The following is a 1,359-nucleotide window of genomic DNA, read 5'->3' on the forward strand; positions in this document are numbered from 1 at the left end:
TTGCTCCGATGGTTTATCAAAATACGATGACCGGAGTCTTTTTTGAAGCGTGGTTTCAGCAATGCCTACTGCCCGCATTGACTCAAAAATCGGTGATTATTTTAGATAATGCACGATTTCACCGTATAGGTGTCTTACGGGAAATGGCGGAAAAATTGGGACATAAGGTATTGCCTCTTGCACCCTATTCACCTGAGCTCAATCCGATTGAGAAGGTGTGGGCGAATATTAAGCGGTATCTTCGAACCGTATTGTCTGATTACGCCCGATTTGACGATGCGTTACTGTCCTATTTTGATTTTAATTGACTATAGTATTTATATATATTGATTTTGTAAATTTAAGCATTATGTATAAATTAGAGACAGTCCTTTTCCCAAATGGAGAACGTTTTCCCCTTTTGGTTAACAAAGAAACAGGGATACCTGATTTCTATTCGACTTTATGGGTTACAGTAGAGCTACGTTACCGCTTTGCTGTGAATACGATTAGGAATAGATTAGGAGTTATACAATGGCTAATGGATTGGGAGCAAAATAATAAATTAACCATTAGTGATTTACTTCATAAAGAAGTCGCTCTAAACGAAGGTAAATTAGAGTCTCTCATTAGGCATATGAAGCTAAATGCAGTGAAACAAAAAAAGGGGCTGACGTAGATTAGCCCTAAATTCCACACCAATCCCGCAGGATTTTAAGCTGTTGAGACGGTGTGCCGAAGTTAAATCGAAACTCACATTCTTTCAAGAACAGTGGGAAAGATTTGCGGTCGATTCCGTTGTATTTGCGCAAGACGCGTTTTGCCTGATTCCAAAAATTCTCAATGCCGTTGATATGGTTCTGGCGGTCTGCAAATTCCTTGGAATGGTTGATGCGGTGATGGATAAAACCGCTCACGTCCAACTTGTCGTAGCTGCTCAGGCTATCCGTGTAAACAATGCTGTCCGGCATGATTTTCTGTTTGATAACAGGCATCAAAGTATCGGACTTGGCATTATCTACGACAACGGTATAGACCCGTCCGTTGCGTTTCAGGATGCCGAAGACAACCACTTTTCCTGCCGCACCGCGACCACGTCTGCCTTTACGCCGTCCGCCGAAATAGCTTTCGTCCAACTCGACGGGGCCCTCGAAAACCTCATCGGCAGCCAAGGCCAAATGATGGCTGATGACCATGCGGATTTTACGGTAAAACAGAATAGCGGAGTTGGGCTGAATGCCCAAAATATCGGCAGCGGAACGGGCGGTAACTTGGAGTACGAAAAATTCAAGCAGTTTATTTTGAACTCTCTTGCTTAATTTACAATTGGTTATCTGCATTTTCGTAGCCTAGCATAACTACTAATCTACGTCAGCCCCG

Annotated in this window: 2 protein-coding genes and 1 pseudogene; 2 read left to right on the top strand and 1 reads right to left on the bottom strand. The window is 42.8% G+C overall.

The window, feature by feature from the left end:
- Both A7Q00_RS03805 and A7Q00_RS12745 read left to right on the top strand, forming a co-directional pair.
- Positions 1 to 308 (top strand): annotated as a pseudogene (locus A7Q00_RS03805) (IS630 family transposase); the annotation flags it as partial.
- Positions 305 to 658 carry a hypothetical protein gene (locus A7Q00_RS12745; RefSeq protein ID WP_245637520.1) on the top strand — a complete coding sequence of 118 codons (354 nt, stop codon included), beginning with the start codon at positions 305 to 307 and terminating at the stop codon, positions 656 to 658. The pseudogene A7Q00_RS03805 and the gene A7Q00_RS12745, both read left to right, overlap by 4 nt.
- Positions 659 to 665: 7 nt before the next feature.
- Here A7Q00_RS12745 and A7Q00_RS12750 read toward each other — a convergent pair whose 3' ends face one another.
- A complete protein-coding gene (locus A7Q00_RS12750; RefSeq protein ID WP_064089002.1) occupies positions 666 to 1,319 on the bottom strand; it encodes an IS1595 family transposase in 654 nt (217 codons plus the stop codon).
- Positions 1,320 to 1,359: the final 40 nt, after the last annotated feature.

It is taken from the genome of Eikenella halliae (assembly GCF_001648475.1).
In the GTDB taxonomy this organism is placed as follows: Bacteria; Pseudomonadota; Gammaproteobacteria; order Burkholderiales; family Neisseriaceae; genus Eikenella; species Eikenella halliae.

Bases quoted from the DNA above. Each gene is read 5' to 3' on its own strand.
- A7Q00_RS12750 (WP_064089002.1), bottom strand. From the start codon at position 1,319: ATGCAGATAACCAATTGTAAATTAAGCAAGAGAGTTCAAAATAAACTG.